Origin of the sequence: Paenibacillus sp. Soil766 (genome assembly GCF_001428105.1) — a bacterium.
GTDB lineage: Bacteria > Bacillota > Bacilli > Paenibacillales > NBRC-103111 > Paenibacillus_E.
The window spans coordinates 156,172-173,292 of the sequence record NZ_LMSJ01000023.1 but is presented as its reverse complement, the minus strand read 5'-3'; the positions used below and the strand labels follow the sequence as shown (position 1 = coordinate 173,292).

17 protein-coding genes are annotated in these 17,121 nt (G+C 42.8%); 12 read left to right on the top strand and 5 right to left on the bottom strand.

Annotation, left to right across the window (positions count from 1 at the left end):
• The first annotated feature begins 77 nt into the window (after positions 1-77).
• A complete protein-coding gene (locus ASG89_RS18365) occupies positions 78-1,007 on the top strand; it encodes a CPBP family intramembrane glutamic endopeptidase (RefSeq protein ID WP_057312270.1) in 930 nt (309 codons plus the stop codon).
• A 13-nt stretch (positions 1,008-1,020) separates the two neighbouring features.
• Complete coding sequence (locus ASG89_RS18360; protein WP_057312267.1) at positions 1,021-1,998, top strand: aldose 1-epimerase; 978 nt, start codon at positions 1,021-1,023, stop codon at positions 1,996-1,998.
• Position 1,999: 1 nt separating this feature from the next.
• On the opposite strand, the gene ASG89_RS18355 is transcribed toward ASG89_RS18360, so the two are convergent.
• Both ASG89_RS18355 and ASG89_RS18350 read right to left on the bottom strand, forming a co-directional pair.
• Positions 2,000-2,383 carry a YmaF family protein gene (locus ASG89_RS18355; protein WP_057312266.1) on the bottom strand — a complete coding sequence of 128 codons (384 nt, stop codon included), beginning with the start codon at positions 2,381-2,383 and terminating at the stop codon, positions 2,000-2,002.
• Positions 2,384-2,437: 54 nt separating this feature from the next.
• Positions 2,438-4,531 carry an LTA synthase family protein gene (locus tag ASG89_RS18350; protein WP_057312264.1) on the bottom strand — a complete coding sequence of 698 codons (2,094 nt, stop codon included), beginning with the start codon at positions 4,529-4,531 and terminating at the stop codon, positions 2,438-2,440.
• Positions 4,532-5,730: 1,199 nt separating this feature from the next.
• Between ASG89_RS18350 and ASG89_RS18345 the strand changes: the two genes are divergently transcribed.
• The 8 genes from ASG89_RS18345 (at position 5,731) to ASG89_RS18315 (ending at position 13,055) form a co-directional block, all read left to right on the top strand.
• On the top strand, positions 5,731-6,321 hold the full coding sequence (locus ASG89_RS18345) for a transposase (protein ID WP_057312262.1): 591 nt from the start codon (positions 5,731-5,733) through the stop codon (positions 6,319-6,321).
• Positions 6,322-6,439: 118 nt separating this feature from the next.
• The gene (gene yidD / locus ASG89_RS35685) at positions 6,440-6,664 is read left to right on the top strand and encodes a membrane protein insertion efficiency factor YidD (protein ID WP_082593386.1); all 225 of its coding nucleotides are present in this window, start codon (positions 6,440-6,442) and stop codon (positions 6,662-6,664) included.
• A 407-nt stretch (positions 6,665-7,071) separates the two neighbouring features.
• Positions 7,072-9,072, top strand: a complete 2,001-nt coding sequence (gene metG / locus ASG89_RS18340) for a methionine--tRNA ligase (protein ID WP_057312260.1) — start codon at positions 7,072-7,074, stop codon at positions 9,070-9,072.
• 126 nt (positions 9,073-9,198) lie between these two features.
• Positions 9,199-9,618: a hypothetical protein gene (locus ASG89_RS18335; protein ID WP_057312258.1), complete on the top strand. Its 420-nt coding sequence runs from the start codon at positions 9,199-9,201 to the stop codon at positions 9,616-9,618.
• 59 nt (positions 9,619-9,677) lie between these two features.
• The gene (locus tag ASG89_RS18330; protein ID WP_321166518.1) at positions 9,678-10,706 is read left to right on the top strand and encodes a metal ABC transporter substrate-binding protein; all 1,029 of its coding nucleotides are present in this window, start codon (positions 9,678-9,680) and stop codon (positions 10,704-10,706) included.
• 39 nt (positions 10,707-10,745) lie between these two features.
• Entirely contained in the window at positions 10,746-11,525 is a 780-nt protein-coding gene (locus ASG89_RS18325) for a metal ABC transporter ATP-binding protein (RefSeq protein WP_057312254.1), read from the top strand.
• Between the two features lie 12 nt (positions 11,526-11,537).
• Positions 11,538-12,338, top strand: a complete 801-nt coding sequence (locus ASG89_RS18320) for a metal ABC transporter permease (protein WP_057312253.1) — start codon at positions 11,538-11,540, stop codon at positions 12,336-12,338.
• A 3-nt stretch (positions 12,339-12,341) separates the two neighbouring features.
• Positions 12,342-13,055 (top strand): cytochrome c biogenesis CcdA family protein, encoded by a 714-nt coding sequence (locus ASG89_RS18315; RefSeq protein ID WP_057312252.1) that lies wholly within the window; start codon positions 12,342-12,344, stop codon positions 13,053-13,055.
• A gap of 4 nt (positions 13,056-13,059) precedes the next feature.
• Here ASG89_RS18315 and splB read toward each other — a convergent pair whose 3' ends face one another.
• Positions 13,060-14,121, bottom strand: a complete 1,062-nt coding sequence (gene splB / locus ASG89_RS18310; protein WP_057312250.1) for a spore photoproduct lyase — start codon at positions 14,119-14,121, stop codon at positions 13,060-13,062.
• Positions 14,122-14,279: 158 nt separating this feature from the next.
• Here splB and mntR point away from each other — a divergent pair, with 158 nt between their 5' ends.
• Positions 14,280-14,705: a transcriptional regulator MntR gene (gene mntR, locus ASG89_RS18305; protein WP_056614749.1), complete on the top strand. Its 426-nt coding sequence runs from the start codon at positions 14,280-14,282 to the stop codon at positions 14,703-14,705.
• Between the two features lie 111 nt (positions 14,706-14,816).
• Positions 14,817-15,794, top strand: a complete 978-nt coding sequence (locus ASG89_RS18300; RefSeq protein WP_057312248.1) for a patatin-like phospholipase family protein — start codon at positions 14,817-14,819, stop codon at positions 15,792-15,794.
• On the opposite strand, the gene ASG89_RS18295 is transcribed toward ASG89_RS18300, so the two are convergent.
• Positions 15,791-16,048, bottom strand: coding sequence for a hypothetical protein (locus tag ASG89_RS18295; protein WP_057312246.1), 258 nt, complete (start codon positions 16,046-16,048; stop codon positions 15,791-15,793). The genes ASG89_RS18300 and ASG89_RS18295 overlap by 4 nt on opposite strands.
• The gene (locus ASG89_RS18290; protein WP_057312649.1) at positions 16,045-16,935 is read right to left on the bottom strand and encodes a DUF1385 domain-containing protein; all 891 of its coding nucleotides are present in this window, start codon (positions 16,933-16,935) and stop codon (positions 16,045-16,047) included. Before ASG89_RS18290 ends, ASG89_RS18295 begins: the two co-directional genes overlap by 4 nt.
• Positions 16,936-17,121: the final 186 nt, after the last annotated feature.

Genomic DNA, 17,121 nt, shown 5'->3' with positions numbered 1-17,121 from the left:
CCTTTCTAATTAAATGGGAGGATTTGGGGGTTGCTTCTCGAATTCTTGGTATACGAAAGGAGTGAACCGTTATCGAAGTGAAGCAAAGAAGATCATTTCCAATCCTTCAGATTGTGGGTAAAGTGCTGTTGACCCTTATTTTCATCATCGTCATCACGGTAATTTTATCTATTGCTGCCGCTATCCTTGCCGTGAGGTTAACCCCGGATCTCATCGTAAGTATGGAGGCTGTTACTAGTAATCCCTTTTTTATTAAAGCGTCATTATGGGCCCAGATTGTAGGTTTCATAAGTGGTGTTTGTTTGGGTTTTTATTTATTTGAGCGGCAAAAGGGATGGAAATTAGGGCTGCAAACTGTGCGGTTTGGCCGTTGGTTTGGAGAAGGTTTTCTATGGGGTGTCGTGTTAATAACCACTAGTAGTTTAGGGATATGGTTATTTGGGGGTATTCATTTTGTTCAGATGGATTGGAGTTTATCGAAGGGATATGCGATAGGAGGGAGCTTTCTTCTCTTTATCGGAGTAGCGATTAACGAAGAACTATTTGCTCGCGGATATTTACAAGGTCTTGTTAAAAATCGCTTTGGGCCGAAAATAGCATTAGGGGTGTCGACGCTTGTTTTCGCCTTACTGCATAGCTTTAATCCAGGGATGTGGACTACACCGTTTCCCTTTATCAATATTGTATTGGCTGGACTTCTGATGGGGTTGTGCCGTGAGTACTCAGGTAGTCTATGGATGCCTGTTGGACTTCATTTTGCGTGGAATTTTATGCAAGGGTGTGTATTTGGCTTTGATGTTTCAGGGATTCCAATGTCGTCACTCATCACGACAGAAACGAAAGGGGCAATCGTAATTTCTGGCGGGGATTTTGGCGCAGAGGGGAGCTTCATTACAACCTTTATTCTTGTACTGGGCATCATAATGATTTATAACTATTATCAAACACGAAATCGTTTTAATCTAACAAGACAAGTCATAAATAATCAAAATCACAATAATCATTAAGGGGGATTCATCTTTGAGCCAGTATGAAGTCATACATAGTGAATGGGAAGGGGAGTCGACGCTCAAGCTCGTCGACCACCACAATGAAGCCGTGGCCGAAATTATTCCGGCCGTCGGTCTGCACCTGTTCCGCTTCGATGTGCGGAACCACAGTTATATCGCGAAGCCCGACGACTTGTCGGAGCTTCGCATCAATTCCTCGCGCTACGGCGTGCCCATTCTGTTCCCGCCGGGGCGCGTAAAAAATGCGGCCTTCACCTTCGGCGGCCGCGACTACCGGCTCCCGGCGAATCGGGAGCCAGATCACGCCCACGGCCAGCTGCGCGAGCGGCCGTGGAAGGTTGTCGCCAGCGGCGCGGACGCAGCTGGCGGGGCTTATGTCTCCGCGGAATTCGACATCGCGGAGACACCGGACATGCTGGCGTATTTCCCACACGCCGCATGCTTCCGCTTCACGTACCGTCTGCAGGACGGTACGCTGTCGCTCAGCGGTGAAATCGCCAACCGAGGCGGCAATACCATGCCGCTTTCGCTTGGCTTTCACCCGTACTTCGCGTTTGCGGAGGGCGAAGCCGACCGCGTGCGGGTAACCATTCCCGCGGCGGCAGAATGGCCGCTGACCGCGGGTGGATTTGCGGCAGCGGACCCTGTGCCGACAGCGCTCGCAGCGGCCCTACAGAGCGGCGCAAAGGTCTCTTCGTTGCCAGGATATCCTGGCGGTTCACAGATGCTTAGCATCGCGCCAGGCCCACAAAAATGTGAAATAGAGTACAAAGCTCGCAACACCAAACTTATCTTTGAAATGGGAGACAAATTCCCGATTCATGTTCTATTTACAGCGCCATGGGCAAACGCAGTTTCACTTGAACCGTACACAAGCATCATGAACGTATTCAATGAATCCTATGCGGCGGAGATCTCTGGAGCACAGAGCTTAGAGCCAGGTTCGACCTTTACCTTCGAGTGGGCGATTCGTATTCAAACGATCTAATCTACCAAGGCTCATACCCAAAACCGATTGACGAATAACCTTGATAAGCATGCTGATGGAGCTGTACTATAATTCCCTCCTTTTGAGCGGACTTAACTAGCGCGCCTCGTCTTCCGGTGTTATACAGATTAGGGTCCATAATACCTTGGAGCATATGAATATGGGCTCCGTTCGCTATAGCAATTGGCGGCCCAGTAACACCGTAAAAAGTGTGATAATGGCCATATTTAATTCCTGAAATACCTTGATATTGATGCACATGCTGGTCATAAGAAGTTCCGTTCACATTGAAAGTGTATAGTCGCAATAGATGATGGTGACCTAGGTCTTCTGAAGTTACCGTTGTGAAGAAATGAACATGAGCTGGTGGAATGCTTCTCACCACACGAAAGCCCCCTATGAGTAGGATATGCTTCATCCTATTCATAGAGGGCTTTTGTCATGACGATGGCAATGGATAAAGATTAGATTGACCGATTTTCATCTTTTTATCATCATATACACGTACTTCAACTTGTTGCGGCTTACCTAGTTCAATTTCAGGATTAGATGAGATATCAACATAAAGCGTATCTTTTCCATCCCAGTTAGATTTAACTTCCTGCCCATCAATATACACATTACAGGAGGAGAAAAATGGTGAACCCGATACTTTAATTTTTTTGTCTGCTACCGTGACCTTTGAAATGATAGGATCACCGTATCCTAAGGTATACGTGGGTTGGACAATCGTATCTTTGAAGCCCTTAGCTTCATAGCCGTATCGACCACCGAAAAGATTATCATACTGCAGCTTCTCATAACCAACGAGATCACTCTTCTGAATGTTAAATGTCGACCACATGTCTTGAGGAGGAATGACAGGTATTTTTTTTGATAGCTCATATAAGTAATCTGTATAATAACTTCCCTTTACACCTGCCAAATGCAGTAGCATCGGCCCCAAAAAAGAAGGACTTGAAGATAAATTCAATCTCTCTTGATCCCCAGGCACGAAATTATTCCAAATTACAAAAGGCGTGTAATGTGTCTTCGTATACAGATCGGGGTCATCGGGCAACACATATTTGGTATCGCGATATACCTTATAATCTTCCTCAAAGAAAGGGAAATGGTCACCGAAAAACAAAATAATCGTCGGTTCTGACTTTTTCGAGTAATATTCAACTAGAGATTGCAGGGCTTGATCCGTCGCTGTTATACCTTGTGCATAAGTTTCTAAAATACTTTTCGACTCTGCTGAAATATCCCCTGTAACCTGAATCGTATTCTTACTGAACTTATTGGGAGGGTAAGGGTGGTGATTTTCCATCGTGTTAGCAAAAATGAAGTCAGGCCCAGTACTTTTTTCGGTTTCCTCAATAATCTTGTTCACAACGGCATGATCCGCATAATTGGGACCCGAGAAATCATTTGGGAAATATTCACTAGAGATGAATCTGGAAAAACCAAAATGCTTATACACTTTTCTGCTATCAAAGAAATAACTGAAAAATGGATTAATCGCTGTTGCCGTGTATCCTTGTCTTGTCGTAATGCTCGCTAAGGAGTCGACACCATGATTCATATATTCGATATAAGGAATTATCTTATCAGGTGATTTTCCGAAAAAACGCATCGAGTTCCCCGACAACACCTCAAATTCAACATTTGCAGTGCTTCCCCCAAATTGAGGAGATAGCATTTTGCCGCTAGTGAACTTTTTCTGCAACTCATGCAAATGCGGGATCGGATCCCGGCTAAAAGTGACGTTCTTCATCGTCGTTGGATCGAAAAAAGACTCCCCTAGCAAGACGATGATATTTGGTTTCTTATCATTTGTGGCTGGTTTATCTGGGATTTGGTCCAATAGAGTCGTAATTGCTTTCTTACTATAACCAGCTGGTTTTGCCACATTTAAAAAATTAAGCATTTGCACAGTAGAGTACAAATAACCATTTTCATCATAGGTAATCGTTTGATCCCAAGGAACCGTGTACACGCCATATAGTTTTGAAAATGAAAGGGGTTTATCTGCATACAGACAAATCGCCATAACAATCGCAATTACACCGTAAACAGAGCGTTCAATCCAGTGAAACTTCATTTTGCGGTTACGCAAAATGAGATGAAACAGACAAGCCACGATAACAATAAACAGCAAAGTATAGGCAACAATACGATTAGTTAAATATTCGCTCAAAAACCTCTTGTACTCCATAAGCTGGTTATTAAAATAAAGATCCCACGGATAGTAAGGTGAGCCAATCGCTTTTAATTTACTGCCACTAATCGCCCCAAGCGGCAACAGGATAGCGCAGAGGAGCCAAAACGATAGCCTAGAACGACCAGTAATAGCGATCAGCAATAAGTACAAAGTGCCGACAACGAAATAAGCAAGCACCATGGCTAAAGGATACGTTGTCATCCAATGTTGCAATTCCTTGTAAGTACCCCTCTCCAAAAATTCAACCATACACATCAATACAAAAGGAAGTATCACAATCATTGCGCGAGTAGGCAGCTGTTTAAGTGCCTTGAGTAAAGTAGTCATTCGTAAACTCCTATTTATCAGCTTATAAAAACCCGACTCTCCACATGGAGATGCCGGGCAATATTGAATCTTAGATCATGCTTCGTCCGTGCCCTCCATACCAATTTGCTCTAACGCTTGTAGGAATGTAATTACTGGTTGAGCACTCGTTAACGCATATCTAGGGTTGATAACGAAAAAGGGAACACCTGGTACCTGTTACCTCGGCTTGACTGGCAAAAGTACGGTCATCTCCAACCAGTCCAGACCTTAGTTAGCAAAAAGTTGAATACGAGTCTGATGCGAATCCATCCTTTGCGGACGTGCAGATTCAAGTGGATATGGGATTTGTTCAATATATTTTCCGTCCCCAAAATCTTGACAAAACTCAATTCTCAACTCGAATACTCCATCAACGATCACTTCAGTACCAACAACATTATAACCCAAAGATGATAAATGTCACCATGAAACGCAACCTTAATCTGATCTTAAGCACAAACAGAACCCAAAATTAAACTGACGCTCCGCGAGGAATCCAACATCATTGCAACGTACACACTGCACCCATTCGGACTTACAACTCAACGCGCCCCGAACGCCTAACGCCTAACGCCTAACCCCGAACCACGAACCACGAACCACGAACGCCAACCCTGAACCCCGACTCTTGAACCCAAACGGAGTTAAACTCAATTTTTCTATGGAATCTGTTATATCTACACTCGGTGTAACCCAACATATTAGCACTACCATCGGGGGGGATGTATCGCGCCATAATCTTCATTCTGTGCTATCTACAAGTCGCTGGGCGGATTATTCCAATATAATTTTAAGGGATTAAATAAAGTTTAAATCCTTATTGTAAAGAATATTTAGTCCGCTTTTTAGTTATTTCAGTTATATATCCAGTCGAGTTATTTAGTTATTTTTAAAAAATTATTTAATTCTATATTTCTATATTTCCTAAATTCCTAAATTCCTAAATTCCTAAATTCCTAAATTCTTAATTTCTTAATTTCTATAATTCTATATTACTTTAACTACTAATCCCTAGTTTTTACTTGTACATATCACAGATTTTGATTTATTGCGAGTATGGATCCAGATAAAAGGTGGTGTAATTGGAAAATATTATAAGAAAAACATTTACATACGAACACTTGTTTGATATAATAGACACATAGAACATCAGTTCTTATCGGGGGGGGTGAGGAGATATGAACATTATAGCAATTGCAAGTGAAGCGTCATCTTGTGAAACAGAAGAGGCTTGTGAGGATTTTCTTATGAACTTGCGTTGGTCTAATGGTTTTCATTGTCCTCGGTGTGATTACCATGAAGCTTTTCAAATTCGCACCCGTAAATTGTTGGAGTGTAAAGAGTGTAGAATGCAGATTTCGATTACCGCGGGCACAATTATGCATAAGTCTAAACTTTCTTTGTTAACTTGGTTCAAATCTATCCAACTGCTGTTTATAATCGGTGTAGAAGTTACTGCGTACGGATTATCAGAGATTCTTGATATTAATTATAGAAGTGCTAAGCTGCTAATTGATAAAATTTGTTTAGCAATTAAGGTTGAGGAGAGCAGATTACTTGCTTTGAACAAAATGAAAATGAAAGCTAGTCGCTCTAATTCAACGAAATCAAAGTTTCCTATGCCGAAAATGATCGATAAGTGGTGTGATCCATTTGATCTGAAGACATATATAGAAGTCAAACTTTCCAAACTTACTCAGCAATCGTTGATGAAAACCTTCGTGTCCATTCATTTATATTCAAGATTCTTGAAGTGTTTTCAGTTATGAAGTAGTTGGAAGCGATCGCCATAGTCATAACCATATCAAGTATTTGACGGAATTCCTGTTTTCAGTCAAGATAGTTATTAAGGTTACAAGTTTACTACGAAGAATTAGGAGAATACTGATGAAAAGGGTTGTTCAAGCCCCCATCCATTTTTATAGGAAGTTTATATCGCCGTTAAAGCCTCCGACATGTCGATTCTATCCAACTTGTTCGCAATATGCGTTAGAAGCAATTGAGGTTCATGGACCTATGAAAGGTTCCTGGTTATCTGTGAAACGGATAAGCAAATGCCATCCTTTTCACCCTGGCGGGATTGACCACGTACCTGCAAAGATAAGAAATTAATATAGTGAATCTGTCGGCTTGACATGAGGCTGATCTTTTCGATATATTGTGCTTAAGATTGCTAAATATTGTTTGCTTCGATGAACGGATAAGTACAATCAGATGCCTATGAACAGAGAGCCGGGGCAGGTGAAAGCCGGTATAGGAGAATGTTTGGAATATGGTCCCGGAGAATAGGCCTTCGAGCTACTCAACATATGTGTGTAAGAAGTATTTCACACAAATTTTGGAGAGAGTAAGCTGGCCTCGTGTCCCAGCGTTAATGGGCAAGTCGTAATAGACTTACTGAGCCCCGAGCTTGTGAAAGGCGGGGGAAACTGGGTGGTACCGCGTGAGTTCAACTCTCGTCCCAAGATGGATGAGGGTTTTTTGTGTTTTCTATTAACCGATATTTGGAGGAATGAATGATGTCCGATCAGTCAAAAACATTTTACATCACCACACCGATTTACTATCCAAGTGATAAACTGCATATTGGTCATGCCTATTCGACTGTTGCTGGAGATGCTATGGCGCGCTATAAAAGATTGCAGGGCTATAACGTTAGGTATTTAACAGGAACGGATGAGCATGGACAGAAAATTGAACGTAAAGCGCAAGAAAAGGGAACTACACCACAAGCATTTGTGGATCATATCGTATCTGGGATTAAAGATCTTTGGGCGAAACTGGACATTTCGTATGATGATTTTATTCGTACGACGGAGGATCGACATAAGGACGCAGTTGCTAAAATTTTTCAGCGGTTACTCGATCAAGGAGATATTTATTTAGGAGAGTATGAAGGTTGGTACTGTATTCCGGATGAATCCTTTTTTCTTGAGAGTAAGTTAGTCGATGGGAAATGCCCTGATTGTGGACGTCCTGTGGAGAAGATGAAGGAGCAAACCTATTTCTTCCGGATGAGTAAGTATGCGGATCGACTAGTTCAATATTATGAAGAAAATCCTGATTTCATCCAGCCGGAATCACGTAAAAATGAGATGTTGAATAACTTCATTAAACCAGGTTTAGAGGATTTGGCTGTTTCGAGAACGACCTTTGACTGGGGAATTAAAGTTCCTGGAGATCCCAAGCATGTTATTTATGTTTGGATTGATGCGCTTTCCAATTATATTACAGCCCTTGGTTATGGCTCTGACGATGAGACGATTTTCAAAACCTATTGGCCAGCAGATGTGCACCTAATGAGTAAGGAAATTGTGCGGTTCCATACGATTTATTGGCCGATTATGTTAATGGCGCTTGATTTGCCCCTGCCGAAAAAGGTGTTTGCACACGGATGGCTGCTCATGAAGGATGGCAAAATGTCCAAGTCGAAGGGCAATGTTGTAGATCCAGTTACACTTATTGATCGTTATGGTTTGGATGCTCTTCGTTATTACCTCATGCGCGAAGTGCCATTCGGAGCAGATGGTACGTTCACACCAGAGAGTTTTGTTGAACGTGTAAATCATGATCTAGCTAATGATTTGGGGAACCTATTGAATCGTACGATTGTAATGATCGATAAGTATTTTGCTGGAAGTATTCCTGCGTACATTCCTGGCGCTACTGAATTTGACGAAAGTCTGTTGGAGACGGTTCGTACGACAGTAACAAAGTACGAAGAATCGATGGAGAAAATGGAATTCTCCATTGCGCTCTCCGCGGTGTGGCAGCTGATTAGCCGTACGAACAAATATATCGACGAGACACAGCCGTGGTCGATGGTGAAGGATGAAGCCAAGCGTGATACGCTAGGCTCGGTGATGTACGTGCTGGCGGAATCTCAGCGCATTTCTTCTGTTCTTCTTCGTCCTTTCTTGACGAAGACACCGGAACTGATTTGGGCGCAGCTGGGCTTAGCAGCTGAAGATTTACCGCGCTTGACTGCCTGGGAGAGCGTGCAGTCCTTTGGGCATCTCCCTACAGGCACCAAGGTGCAGAAGGGAGAGCCGATGTTCCCTAGACTCGACGTAGCGGCAGAAGTCGCCTACATCGTCGAGGCAATGGGTGGCGGCGCTTCGGAGAGCGCCGATGAGCCTAAGTCAGCAGCGCCAGCATCCGCTGCAAATGCTTCTGTACCAGCGCCGGAGCCCAAAGAAGAAATCGGTATCGACGATTTTGGCAAAGTGGAGCTGCGCGTGGCACAAGTGATTTCGGCGGAGCCTGTGAAAGGCGCCGACAAGCTTCTCAAGCTGCAGCTCGACCTCGGCTATGAGCAGCGTCAGGTTGTTTCGGGCATTGCGAAGTTCTACACGCCCGATGATCTTGTTGGACGCAAAGTCATTTGCGTCACGAACTTGAAGCCCGCCAAGCTGCGCGGCGAGCTGTCGCAAGGTATGATTCTCGCCGCTTCACATGGCGATCAGCTCACGTTAGCGACCGTTCCGGATTCGATGCCGAACGGTGCGATTGTGAAATAATATCCTTACACACGAAGACCCTTTCCAGATTTTCTGGAAGGGGGTCTTTTGCGTTTTGTGACTATGTTGAGGGTATTTTTGATAACATAGGGCAAGCTATAGGAAACTAACCACGGAGTGAATGAGATGCTTATTGGGCGTATAGGAAAAGGGATAACTATAGCGATATTAATCATCACTTTGACAGCTTGTTCGTTGTTCGGTGGAGGCGAGAAGAAGAAGGAAGAGGCTAAAAAAGAAGCTGAAGCAAAGAGCCAAGAAAGTGTCATTGATCAAGAACTGAAAAAACAGTATCAGATGTTCAATGAAGTGGTTGAATATCAAAAAGAACAAGATGCCAAACTTATTAAAGAATCGGAAGAGCGTTATAAAAAATTAAAAGAAGAATCAGACAAACCCACAAAAGGTAGCAGCGAGGAAAAACAGAAAGCCAAAGAGGCTAAGATTGGACAAGAGGGATCAGAAGATTCAGGTTCTGGTGAGAACGCTGGGGATTCTGGTGACACCAGTAATTCAGGTGATTCTGAATCTTCAGATGAGGAATAAGTGTTTGGAATTTTGGCGTAAAAAACATAGTTGAAATAGAAATGGCCATGCTGTGAACGATGCAGCTGGCTTTTTTGACTTTCCTCTCCAGATATATTGACTTCAATAAACCCACCTCGTATAATCAAAACGTTAATAAAAAAAATTACGATTTAGAGTGGGTGTTTATTCAAATGACAAGACATGCGAAGCGATTTATCTACATAGCTTTATTGATGATAGCTGCTTGCTGCATTGCGGGATGTGGAAGTTCGAAAGCGGGATTGGTCGAGGGGAAAGTAAATGTCGTAACTAGCTTTTATCCTTTATATGATTTCACGAAACAAATTGGCGGCGATTATGTCAATGTGATTAATCTTGTCCCGGCAGGTGTGGAGCCACATGACTGGTCTCCCAAAAGCAGGGATATCAAAAATATGTCGGGAGCCCAAGTTTTCGTCTATCAGGGGGCAGGTTTTGAAGGTTGGGTTGAAGATTTTCTTGGAAGTCTATCAAGTAAGTCGACAGTACGTGTCGTAGAAGCGAGTCAAGGAGCCAATTTGATCACAACGGATGAAAATAAAAAAGAATTTGACCCACATGCCTGGTTAAGTCCGTTAAATGCACAAAAAATGGCTTATAATATTAAAGCGGCATTAATTGAAGCGGATCCAGCTCATAAGGATGCGTATGAACAAAACTATCAGAAATACAATGCTAAATTAACGGAGTTAGACGCCAGATATAAACAGGAACTAGCTAAAACTACAAAAAAAGAAATTGCTGTATCTCATCATGCTTTTGCATATCTATGTAGAGACTACGGATTGACTCAAATGTCCATCATGGGCTTATCACCGGATGCAGAGCCAACAGCGCAAGATCTCAAACAAATAAATGCCTTTATTAGAGACCATCAGCTCAAATATATTTTCTTTGAGGAACTAGTCTCTGATAAGCTCGCAAAGACGTTAGCCAAAGATGCCAAGGTAGACACTCTAGTATTAAATCCACTAGAGGGGCTTACGGAAGAGCAGATTGAAGCTGGCGAAGATTATATTTCGATTATGGATAAAAACTTGAAAAACCTAGTCCTCGCGTTACAATAAAGAAAGTAGGACCATTCTTAGTTAGTCAGGGGTAATCAGATGGAAACTAGTAATAAAATGTTATGCCATCAGAAAATCGTTTCAATCGATCAGATTTCATTTTCATATGAAAATAAGTCAGTGATTAACAATCTCCAATATGATGTGTTTGAGCGCGATTTTGTTGGAGTGATAGGTTCCAATGGCGCTGGTAAAACGACACTTCTAAAAATGTTAGTTGGTTTATTGAAACCAACTAATGGTGAAATCCGATTATTTGATCGTCCATTGAATCAATTCAAGGACTGGGAACGTATCGGGTATGTGCCACAGAAGAATGCCTTCAACCCTCTATTCCCTGCGACAGTTAGGGAAGTTGTGCTTTCTGGCATGTATACCAAGAAGAACGTATATCGCCGACTTTCCAAAGCTGATTTGCAAAAAGCTGAGGACGCGATGCTGGCGATGCGCATCGAAGATCTAGCCGATCGGCGTATTGGCCAGCTCTCGGGAGGTCAACAGCAGCGAGCTTTCTTAGCTCGAGCGATTGTGAATAACCCGGAGTTGCTCATTCTAGATGAGCCTACGGTTGGTATTGATGCCGAAACGCAGATTGGTTTCTTCCGAATGATCAAGCATATGCATCAGCATCATCATATGACCTTCATTATGGTTTCCCATGATATGGACATGATTCAGTCATATCTGGGAACAGAGCCGAAGCAAGTAAGCGGTGGTATCAAGTTTTATGTGAAGCATACCCATGATCCCGAGGATTGCCGTGAGACGAATCTAACACATTCACTCGGCCAGATTCGAGAGATGATCGGAGTTCAGTAAGGAGCGGGCGTTTTGGACATATTTACAGAGTACTTTTTTCAACGTGCATTAATAGGTGGATTACTGATCGGGCTTACTGCGCCATTAATGGGCGTTTTTCTTGTTCTAAGACGTCTATCCATGATAGGGGACACGTTAGCACATGTTTCGATCGCCGGCGTAGCGCTCGGTTTCTTAATCAATGTGTACCCACTAGGCGTAGGACTTGTATTTGCCTTACTGGCTTCATTCGCGATAGAGCGATTGCGCAAGGCGTATAAAACCTACGCTGAGCTTTCTATAGCTATTATCATGTCAGGCGGAGTTGCGTTGGCAACGTTACTTTTTACCCTAGGCAAAGGGTTTAATATGAATGTAATGAGCTATCTGTTCGGCAGCATTTATACATTAGATTCCACTGATTTATGGGTGGTGTTAGTGGTATGTGTACTAGTTATTGGTGTGATCGCTTTTCATTTCAAAGAATTTTTCTTGATGTTTTTTGACGAGGATGCAGCGAGTGTAAGTGGACTTCCTTTGAAATTTTATAATATGATGATTACGATGCTGACGGCACTAGTCATTTCAGTTGCTATCAAAATTGTAGGAGCCTTATTGGTTTCCTCGTTGTTAACCATTCCAGTCGCATGCAGTCTGTTAATTGCTCGCAGTTTCAAACATTCCGTTTTCTTAGCGATTTTATTCTCGGAAATTGCAGTCATCGTGGGGCTTGTCGTAGCTGGGATTTGGGATCTGGCACCAGGAGGGACGATTGTACTGAGCCTCATCGCTATTTTAATTGGGATTATTTTAAAGAGAGGATTGAGGATATAAATCATGGATTCAGTTAACATATGGATCGCCCTTTGGGCGGGGATCGCATCTTTCATTTCACCTTGTTGTTTGCCTCTATATCCTTCGTTCTTATCCTACATAACAGGTATTTCGGTCAGTGAACTTAAGTCAGGGAGAACAACCGTACAAGTAAGGCGTCAAACGATGCTTCACACATTAAGCTTTATCGTGGGCTTCTCCATTATTTTCTACGCCTTGGGGCTAACGGCGGGTTTTGTCGGCAGCTTCTTTATTGATTATCGCGACTTGCTTCGTCAAATTGCTGCACTATTAATATTTGTAATGGGCCTATTTTTACTCGGTATATTTCAACCTCAATGGCTAATGAAAGAACGCAAACTGTCGATTAAATTCCGCCCAGCCGGTTATGTTGGCTCAATCTTTGTTGGGATGGGGTTTGCAGCGGGATGGTCACCATGTGTTGGGCCTATTCTATCAGCGATCCTTGCTTTAGCTGCAACTGAACCAGGAACATGGTTTCAACTAACTACGTCATACTCGCTTGGATTCGCGATTCCATTTTTTATCCTTTCCTTTTTTATCGGTTCAACCAAATGGATTCTACGCTATTCCAACCTACTTATGAAAATTGGCGGAGGGTTGATGATCGTCATCGCCATTCTTCTATATACAGGTAAAATGACGCAGATCACCCTTTGGTTGAACTCCATTACACCAGATTTCTTGAAATTTTAAGGATTCATGTAAAATATTCTATCTTCGCTTGAGGGAACTTCTCGAAAATTTGCTCTGTGATAAATTCCCTCAACGCGATAGCTTGTTCATCTTTGTATACATATTTACCTTTCCCATATTTCCCCCATTTGTATTTTCTCTTTTCTTCGTCCATTTCCAGCTTCGTTTTGGGATAGCGCTTCTCAATTATATTCTTAGCAGTTTTCGTGAATCGATGTTGAATCATTTCGAAGGTTAGATCCTGAGTGGCTTCGGCAGGCAAAGTGTTGTGGAGCTTTTCGAGTAACGTTGCATAACCTTCCTCCCAACCTTCATGCCAAATGATAGGTGCGATGATGAAACCAAGCGGATATCCCGCCTTGGCAACTTTGCCTGCCGCTTCAATGCGCTCGTGAAATCGAGATGTGCCAGGCTCGAAGTTCTTGATCACATAATCCGCGTTCACACTAAAGCGAAATCGGGTGTGCTTGTTATGTTTGGCATCTAATAATGGCTCTACGTGATGATATTTGGTGACAAATCGCAGACGGCCATGCTCTTGTTCACCCATAAATTCGATTAACTGTTTGAGCGATCCAGAGATATGCTCAAGTCCTACGGGATCTGATGTGCACGCGGCTTCGAAACGTGTGATTTCTGGCTCTCGTTCCTCAATATAGCGCGTAGCCGCCTCAAGGATATCGTCGATGTTTACATACACACGGATGTAGGGCTTCGCACCCATCGTAGTTTGCAAATAGCAATAATGACAATGTCCCATGCAGCCTGTTGCAATAGGTATCGCGTATTCGGCGGATGGCTTGGATGTCTCAAATTTTAATGTTTTACGTAGGCCAACGACTAAGGTTCGCTTGGCAATTCGATATTTATCTAACTCGGTTTCTCCAGGTAAATCACGGATTTGGTTATGAGAGGTCGTCATATGAATCTCAAGGCCTTCTTGCTCAGCCCATTGATAAATTTGCTTACCTTTGGGATATTTCAGGGCATCTGGTTCAAAATAAACAAGCTCTGGCACGAAAATTGTTGTGCCAGGTATTGGCCTTGTAAGTAACTCAGTAGACATGAGGGCCTCCTCTACGAATCGGAATAACATTCTATTAGTTTAGTGTGCCAAAGAGAAGTACTTTGAAATCATGGGAGATTTGACCGCATCTGGGTAGATGCATTATGATAGGTAAGCAGTATGGCTAAGAAATTCGCACAGCAGGGGGAAATATAGCAATGGCTACGCCAAGTATGGAAGATTATTTGGAGAGAATATACAAGCTTATCGATGAGAAAGGTTACGCTCGTGTTTCCGACATTGCTGAAGGGCTTGAAGTGCACCCCTCCTCCGTGACTAAAATGATTCAAAAGTTAGATAAAGATAATTATTTAATCTATGAAAAATATCGCGGTCTCATCCTAACTCCTAAAGGGAAGAAGATGGGGAAACGCTTGATGGATCGTCATGAGCTTTTGGAAAATTTCTTAACGACAATTGGTGTCCATGAGGACAATATATATAAGGATGTCGAAGGCATAGAGCATCATTTAAGCTGGGATTCGATTACCTGCATTGAAACCTTATTAGAATACTTTCGAAGAGATCCCAGTCGAGCGGATGAACTTATGAATGTTCGTAAAGAATTAGAGGCAGAGAATTAGGCAGAGACCGTTTACGGTCCTCTGTCTTTTTTATTGTGGAATAGAAACAAACTGCTCTCGCATACATACCTAAGAAGCCCTACGAAATAGAGCTACGGGAGGATGCAGGGTATGAAGATTAACGGTGTGTTTGAAGGTGGTGGCGTCAAAGGGATTGCCTTGGCAGGTGCTGTGAGCGCAGCCATTGAACAAGGGTATACCTTCCATAATGTTGCAGGTACAAGCTCTGGTGCGATTGTAGCTGCTCTATTGGCAGCTGGCTATTCGGGGGAAGAAATGAGGGAGTTAATCCTTAGAGCGCCCTTCAAGTCGTTTATGCAACGTTCTCCTATTTTCAATACGAAGTTCATAGGTCCCGCGGCACGATTGTTGCTCAAAAAAGGACTTTATTCCGGAGAATCCTTGGAACATTGGGTTAATCAACAACTCGCGGCGAAAGGCGTTCGTACGTTTGCCGATCTACAGCCGAACCAGCTCCGCATTATTGCTTCTGATATTACACAGGGCAAGCTATTGGTTCTGCCTAATGATATAGCCCAATATGGCATCGAGCCTGGCAAGCTTTCAGTTGCCAAAGCGGTGAGGATGAGCACAAGCATTCCATACTTCTTTGATCCCGTTAGAATTCGGCGTAATATAAAAAGCTCCGAGAAGGCTAAGCCTTTCTCAGAGCAGTTTAATTATATCGTGGATGGTGGGTTGTTAAGCAACTTCCCGCTGTGGGTGTTTGATCATGAAATGACGCGCGCTAAGCTCATTCCTGTTATTGGCTTTCAACTCGTTGGAAAGAACGATACGCCAACACGTACAATCCGAGGACCTATTACGATGCTAGAAGCGCTTTTTAGCACAATGCTTAGTGCACACGATGAACGCTACATTGAACAGAAGAATCGGTTCCGAACCGTTAAAATCCCTACGCTAGGTGTTGGGAATACACAATTCAACATCTCCAAGGAATTAAGCATGTCATTGTACGAGTCGGGCTTCTTGGCGGCCAAAGCGTATTTCAAAAGTTGGTCGGCCAGTACCTATGAAGAAAATTATGAGAAATATGTGATGCGACCTCCACATAAATCCTTGACTTAGTGATATTTTGGAAAATCATCCTTATCGGAGTCTTTCGTACCGTTGATGACGCGGAATTTTGCGTTCTTCGTTTTACCTTTACCATTACCCTGGTTAATTGAAGGTTTTTTCCAACGGGAAGGTGGGAATTTATACAGTAGGAAAATCGCCCCTAGCACAAGAATGGGAATGAATAAGACACGAAGACTAACAATCAAGCCTATTGCAATCAGTATTCCTATGGCAATCTCAATCGGGGAAAACTTTCTTCTCATGCTTTTCCCTCCATAATTCGTTTTTCCGCTTCAAGCATGCGGTTAAAAGATGCGATGGATACCTCGACTTGACTGTCTTCAGGTTCTTTGGTTGTCAGTAATTGTAGCCAAAGACCAGGATAACCTAAATAACGTAGAACAGGAACTTCACGAAGGGAATTCGTAAAGCGTAATACCTCATAAGAAACACCGATAACCAATGGTAACAAAATTAAACGCTGCACAATACGCTCGACTAATCCGTCGTAGTGAAGGAACGAGTAGATGACAACACCGATTAACACGGTGAATACGATAAAACTGCTTCCGCAACGGTAATGCAGGGTGTTGAACTTTTGAACATTGCTTACTGTTAATTCCATACCTGCTTCGTATGCGCTGATAACTTTATGCTCTGCGCCATGATATTGAAACAATCTCCGAATCATCGGTGTAAGAGAGATGAAGTAAATATACCCCACCAGCAAAATGATTTTAATTACACCTTCTATAAGATTATGAAGAATCTGATTGCTAAATACATTTTGAAACAAAAACTGTTCAATAATAGCTGGAACTAAAGTGAAAATGAATTTCCCAAATAAAAATGAAAGGACACCTACAAAAGCAACACCTAGAACCATGGAGATACTAGAGAAAATGCCGCCTTTCTCTTCCTTCTTCACCGTGTCAGCATCACCTTCTTGCTCAGCGAAAGATTCGGCAGAGAAATTCAGATGCTGTGCACCTTTGGCACTGGACTCGATAATTCCTACAATTCCTCGAACAAAAGGAATTTTCTTAAGTGCTTGAACCCATGGAATCACTTTTTTTGGTACTTCCAAAAAATCAAGGGAACCGTCTTTTTTGCGCACAGCAGTTACATGCACATTTCTTCCTGCGAACATGACGCCCTCGATGACGGCTTGTCCTCCGTATATATTGTTTTGTTCTGCCACAAGATTCACCTTCTCATCTTTCTCGAATTCAGTTACTCACTTTCTTATTGTAACGGATTCAGGTGTTGAATGCTACCGATTGCGACAGAACATACTATGATTGCTAATGAAAAGACAAGCCTTATCGGTAGAGAA

Coding starts and splice junctions, on each gene's coding strand:
- ASG89_RS18335 (WP_057312258.1), top strand. CDS start 9,199: ATGCTTATTGGGCGTATAGGAAAAGGGATAACTATAGCGATATTAATC.
- ASG89_RS18300 (WP_057312248.1), top strand. CDS start 14,817: ATGAAGATTAACGGTGTGTTTGAAGGTGGTGGCGTCAAAGGGATTGCC.
- ASG89_RS18345 (WP_057312262.1), top strand. CDS start 5,731: ATGAACATTATAGCAATTGCAAGTGAAGCGTCATCTTGTGAAACAGAA.
- ASG89_RS18290 (WP_057312649.1), bottom strand. CDS start 16,935: ATGTTCGCAGGAAGAAATGTGCATGTAACTGCTGTGCGCAAAAAAGAC.
- yidD (WP_082593386.1), top strand. CDS start 6,440: ATGAAAAGGGTTGTTCAAGCCCCCATCCATTTTTATAGGAAGTTTATA.
- ASG89_RS18325 (WP_057312254.1), top strand. CDS start 10,746: ATGGAAACTAGTAATAAAATGTTATGCCATCAGAAAATCGTTTCAATC.
- ASG89_RS18350 (WP_057312264.1), bottom strand. CDS start 4,531: ATGACTACTTTACTCAAGGCACTTAAACAGCTGCCTACTCGCGCAATG.
- ASG89_RS18330 (WP_321166518.1), top strand. CDS start 9,678: ATGCAGCTGGCTTTTTTGACTTTCCTCTCCAGATATATTGACTTCAAT.
- metG (WP_057312260.1), top strand. CDS start 7,072: ATGTCCGATCAGTCAAAAACATTTTACATCACCACACCGATTTACTAT.
- mntR (WP_056614749.1), top strand. CDS start 14,280: ATGGCTACGCCAAGTATGGAAGATTATTTGGAGAGAATATACAAGCTT.
- ASG89_RS18295 (WP_057312246.1), bottom strand. CDS start 16,048: ATGAGAAGAAAGTTTTCCCCGATTGAGATTGCCATAGGAATACTGATT.
- ASG89_RS18315 (WP_057312252.1), top strand. CDS start 12,342: ATGGATTCAGTTAACATATGGATCGCCCTTTGGGCGGGGATCGCATCT.
- splB (WP_057312250.1), bottom strand. CDS start 14,121: ATGTCTACTGAGTTACTTACAAGGCCAATACCTGGCACAACAATTTTC.